The sequence below is a fragment of the Streptomyces sp. NPDC033131 genome (genome assembly GCF_055578365.1).
This window is the reverse complement of the sequence record NZ_JBVIPA010000099.1, coordinates 1-6,053: the sequence shown is the minus strand read 5'-3', so window position 1 is coordinate 6,053 and position 6,053 is coordinate 1. Positions and strand designations below refer to the sequence as shown.

Here is a 6,053-nt window from a genome sequence, read left to right as displayed (position 1 = left end):
CCCAGCAACTCCCGCTGCCACAACGCATAATCCGCATACTGCACCGGCAACGCATCCCACACCGGCACCCGACCCTCACACCGCGCCGCATACGCCAGCGAGACGTCCCGCGCCAACGGCCCCATCGACCAGCCATCACCCGCAATGTGATGCACCACGACGACCAGCACATGCTCATCCGGACCCACCCCGAACAGGCTCGCCCGCAGCGGAATCTCAGCACCCAGATCGAAGGCATACGCCTGCGCCTGCGCCACCGCACCGCCGAGCTCGTCCTCACTCACCTCGGCGACGGCCAGCTCGAAGCCGCACTCCTCGACCGGCAGGATCTGCTGATACGGCTCTCCGTCCGCCACCGCGAACACTGTCCGCAGCACCTCATGCCGCTCCAGCACATCCAGCAGCGCCGCCTCCAGCGCCTGCCGGTCCAGCCGGCCGGTCAACCGCAACGACATCGGAATGTTGTAGGTCGCGCTCGGGCCCTCCAACTGGCCGATGAACCACAGCCGCCGCTGCGCGTACGACAACGGCACCCGCTCCGGACGCACCCCCGCCACCAGAGCCGGACGCGCCACACCCCCCTGACCCAACCGGCCCGCAAGCCCCGCCGGCGTCGGCACCTCGAACAGGGTCCGCAGCCCCACCTCCACACCCAAAACCGCACGCACCCGACTCACCAGACGCGTCGCCAACAGCGAATGCCCACCCAGCGCAAAGAAGTCATCGTCCACGCCGACCTGCTCCAGGCCCAGAACCTGCGCGAAGGCCTGGCACAGAATCTCCTCCTGCACCGATGCCGGCGCCCGGCCCCCACCCGCCGTATAGGAGGGAGCGGGTAACGCCTTACGGTCCAGCTTCCCGTTCACCGTCAACGGCAACTCACCCATGACCACGAAAGCCGACGGCACCATGTAGGCGGGCAGCCGGTCGGCCACGGAGTCCCTCAGCTCAGACTCCGCCGCATTGCCCACCACATACGCCACGAGGCGCTTGTCGCCCGGGGTGTCCTCCCGCACCACCACCGCCACCTGCTCGACCAGCGCATGAGCGCCCACCACCGCCTCAACCTCACCCGGCTCGATCCGGAAACCACGGATCTTCACCTGCGCATCGGCCCGCCCCGCGAAGATCAGACGACCTTCCGCCGTCCAGCGTGCGCGGTCCCCGGTCCGGTACATCCGCTCACCCGCGCCGCCGAACGGACACGCCACGAACCGCTCACCCGTCAGCGCCGCACGACCCAGATAGCCTCGCGCCAGCTGGCCCCCGGCGACGTACAACTCGCCTGCCACACCCACCGGGACCGGACGCAACCGCTCATCCAGCACGAACACCCCGAGGCCGGGAATGCCCTGCCCGATGGTGCTCCCGGATCTGGCCTCCGAAGCAGCCAGTTCCTGGAAGCTCACATGCACCGTGGTCTCCGTGATCCCGTACATGTTCACCATCCGCGGTCCGCCCGCACCATGGCGCGCCCACCATGGCTCCAGCCGCCCCGGATCCAGTTCCTCGCCACCGAACACCACCGCACGCAGGCGTGCCACCGCTGCCGGCCGCTCCTCCGCCGCCGCCATCAACTGGTAGAAGGCGGATGGCGTCTGGCTGAGCATGGTCACCCCCTCGCGCTCCAGCAGCGCGAAGAACTCCTGCGTCGAGCGCGACACCTCGAACGGCACGACAACCACACGGCCGCCGTGCAGCAGGGCACCCCACAGCTCCCATACCGAGAAGTCGAACGCGAACGAGTGGAACCAGCTCCACACGTCCTGCGGCCCGAACCCGAACAGTCCTTGTGTCTGCGCGAACAGCCCGGTCACGTTGCGGTGCGTCACCACGACGCCCTTCGGACGACCGGTCGACCCCGACGTATAGATCACATAGGCCGGGTGGTCCGGCAGCACACGCTCCACCAGAGGCGCAGCATGCAGCTCCGCCAGCTCGGCTGCCACCGACGGGTCGTCCACCGCCATCACCGGCACCCCGAAACCGCCCATCACCGGGCGCAGAGTCTCAGAGGTCAGCAGCAACCGGGCACCGGCGTCCGTCAGGGTGAACCCGATCCGGTCGGCCGGGTATGCGGGATCCACCGGCACATACACGCCTCCCGCCTTCACCACGGCGAGCATCGCCACCACGAGATCGACACCGCGCTCCAGCGCGATCGCCGTCCGGACCTCCGCTCCGACGCCGCGCGCTATGAGCAGGCGTGCGAGCTGGTTCGCCCGCGCATCCAACTCGCGATACGTCAGTGACCGCGCCTCAAACACCACCGCCACCGCATCCGGAGTCCGCGCCGCCTGCATCGCGAACAACCCCGGCAGCGTCGACACGTCGGCGTCCACCGCCGTCTTGTTCCACTCCACCAAGAGCTGGTCGTGCTGGGCCTCGTCGAGGATGTCGACCGCCGCCAGCGAGCTGCCCGGGTCGTCCTCCATCGCGGTGACGAGGTTGTCCAGGCACGTGTGCAGCAGTCGGCACACCGCCTGCCCGTCGACCGAGCCGACGGCATCCACAGTCAGAGCAAACTCGGTCCCAAGGTCTTCCACGGCCATCGTGACCGGATAGTTCGTCGCTTCACGCATCGAGACCGTGCTGATGCCCCCGGGCGCGGTACCGGCCTCCGGGTTACGCCTGGCAGCGCGACGCCTGCTGTGGCGGTAGTTGAAGAGGGAGGTGAACAGGGGGCTGCCGCCGGGTATGCCGCTCGCCTGCTGTGCGAGCGTCAGCGGTGCGTGCTCGTGCACCAGCAGCTCCGCCAGCTGGTTACGCACTCCCTCCAACGCCTCACCCACACCCACAGCGCCGACCCGCACCCGCACCGGCAGCGTGTTGATGAACAGCCCCGGCACCCGGTCCGCGCCCACACCCGCATTCATCCGCCCGAACAACACCGTGCCGAACACCACATCATCACGACCACTGACCGTGGCCAGAACCCGCGCCCACGCCAGATGGAACACCGACGCCGCACTCACCCCCAGCCCACGGGCGACCTCCCGCACCCGGACGCCAACCTCCTCATCCACGGGCAGGTGCGAGCGCACCACACCACTGCCATCACCATGCGCATCCATCAGCCCATACGGAGCCGTGGTCTCCTCCACATCACCCAGCAGCCCCGCGAAATACTCCTCGTGCTCGGCACGAGACACACCCAGCCGCGCCTGCGCGACGAAGTTCCGGAACGGCAGCGGCTCCGGCAGCGATCCCTCTCGACCCGACAGGAACGCGCCCATCTCCTCCAGCAGCACATCGTGCGTGGTGTGGTCCTGGACGAGGTGATGCATCCGCAGCAAGGCCAGCCACCGGCCCTCACCCGCCGGATGCGCCGCCGTGTGCACGTCGACCAGCGGGGCACGACCGATATCCATCACCGGCCCCGCCGTAGCGATCAGCTCCTGGACAGCAGCCGAGCCGACACAGCTCAGCTCCACCGGAACAACCGGCAGGACGGCCTGGCGGACCACGACCTGGACCGGCTCGCTCAATCCTTCCCACACGAAAGCCGTGCGATAGATGTCATGCCGGTCCACAACCTGCTGCAACGCCCCCAGGAACGCGTCCAGCCGCTCCCGCGAATCAAACGCCATCACCCGCGGCATCACATACGCATCCACCCCACCATCCGCCTCCAGCAGGTGATGGAAGAAAATGCCCTCCTGCAAAGGCGCCAACGGATAGACATCCGCGATGTTCGCCGCGCCACCCTCGACGGTCGCGACAACCCGTTCGACCTCCACAGCCGACAGCTCGACCAGGGGGAGCATGTCGGGAGTGAGGTGACCGGCACCGTCCGGAATCCGGTTGGGGGGCACCTCGACCGCCTCCGGAGCCGCGACCGCAGCCAGACCGGCCGGCGTCGGCGTCTGGAACAGCGCCCGCACCGAAACCGACACCCCCCGCCCACGCAACCGCTCCACCAGCGAAACCGCCAGCAACGAGTGGCCACCCAGCACGAAGAAGTCGTCGTCCACACCGACCTGGTCCACACCCAGAACCTGCGCGAACGCCTGGCACAGAATCTCCTCCTGCACCGACCCCGGCGCCCGGCCACCGCCTGCCTTCAAGGCGGGAGCGGGCAGCGCCTTGCGGTCGAGCTTGCCGTTCACCGTCAGCGGCAGCACGTCCAGCACCACCACCGCCGACGGCACCATGTACTCCGGCAGCCACTCGGCCGCGAAGCCGCGGAGCGATCGAGAGACCTCACCTGTCTCGGCATGCTCGCCGGCCATCACCACGTAGGCGACGAGGCGTTCGTCCCAGATGGTGACCGCCACGTCCGTCACTGCGTCATGACGAGCCAGAACCGCCTCGACCTCGCCCAGCTCGACCCGGAAGCCGCGCAACTGCACCTGCTGGTCACCACGGCCCAGATACTCCAGCCGCCCATCAGCGAGCCAACGGCCCACGTCCCCGGTCCGGTACATCCGCTCGCCCGCTCCACCGAACGGGCACGCGACGAACCGCGCGCCGGTCAACGCCGGGCGGTTCAGATAGCCACGTGCCAGGCCGGCACCCGCCACATACAACTCACCCGTCACACCTGCGGGCACCGGCCGCAGACCCTCATCCAGCACATACACGCGCAGGTCCGGAATCGCCGCGCCGATCACGCTGCCCCGCGCACCGGCCGCCACGTCCTGGTCCAGCTCGAGATACGAGACGTGCACCGTCGTTTCGGTGATCCCGTACATGTTCACCAACCGCGGCCCGCTGTTACCGTGCCGCGCGAACCAGCCGTCGAGCCGGCCCGGCTCCAGCGCCTCACCACCGAAGATGACATGCCGCAGCGACCAGTCGTCCTGCTCCGCCACCATCAGCTGGTAGAACGCCGACGGCGTCTGGTTCAGCACCGTCACCTGCTCGGCCGCCAGCAGTTGAGCGAACTCACGCGGCGAACGACTGACCACATACGGGACCACGACCAGCCGGCCGCCATGCAGCAAGGCCCCCCACAGCTCCCACACCGTGAAGTCGAACGCATACGAGTGGAACAGGGTCCACACATCGTCCGGCCCGAAGTCGAACCACTGCTGCGTCGACCCCAACAGCCGCACCACATTCTGGTGCGGCACGACCACGCCCTTCGGACGACCGGTCGACCCCGACGTATAGATCACGTACGCCGGGTGCTCCGGCAGCACTCCCACACAGAGATTGCTTTCGTCGTAACCGGCGACATCCACCTCATCCGGCCCGATCGTCACAACCGGCCGGACGTCCTCCAGCATGAAGGCGATGCGCTCCGCCGGATACTCCGGATCCACCGGAACATACGCCGACCCCGTCTTCAACACTGCCAGCACCGCGATGACCAGCTGCGCCGAACGCGGCAGAACCAGCGCCACGAACTGTTCCGGCCCCGCGCCTTTCTCCACCAGATGCCGGGCCAGACGGTTCGCCGCCGCATTCACCTCCCCATACGTCCAAGACCGTCCCTCGAACACCACGGCGACGGCATCAGGGCGAAGCGCGGCCTGCGCCTCGAACCGCTCAGGGATCGTCCCCCGATGAACCAGCTCCCCACTGCCACCAGCCCACTCGTCCAGGAGCATTCGGCGCTCATCCGCGCCGAGAATCTCCACACCCCCGATCGCCGCGTCAGGATCCGCTACCAGGCCCCCCAACAACCTCTCGAACCACTCGGCGAACCGCCCAGCCGTCTCCGCGCCGAAGACATCGGCGGCCGCAATCACGACGCCACGCAGACCCAGGGGCGCGCCGTCCGCGTCGAACACCTCGGTAGCCGTGACGGCCAGGTCGAACTTCGCGGTCGCTACGCCAACCCGCTCCGCCGACACCCCCGGCAGCCCAGAAGCCTGCACCCCCGGCAGGTCCACCGCCGCCTGCTCGTTGTTCTGGACCGTCAGCATCACCTGGAACAACGGGTGCCGTGCTGCGGACCGGGCCGGCGCCAGTTCCTCCACCAGCCGCTCGAACGGCACATCCTGATGCGCGTACGCCTGCAGACCGGTCTCCCGCACCTGCTCCAACAACTCGGCGAACGACGGATCACCCGACAGATCACTCCGAATGACCAGCGTGTTCACGAA

1 protein-coding gene is annotated in these 6,053 nt (G+C 68.3%); it reads right to left on the bottom strand.

Annotation, left to right across the window (positions count from 1 at the left end; translation table 11 throughout):
* Positions 1 to 6,053: amino acid adenylation domain-containing protein (locus ACZ5XS_RS45530; protein ID WP_468661605.1), on the bottom strand; the 6,053-nt coding region annotated here is incomplete at both ends.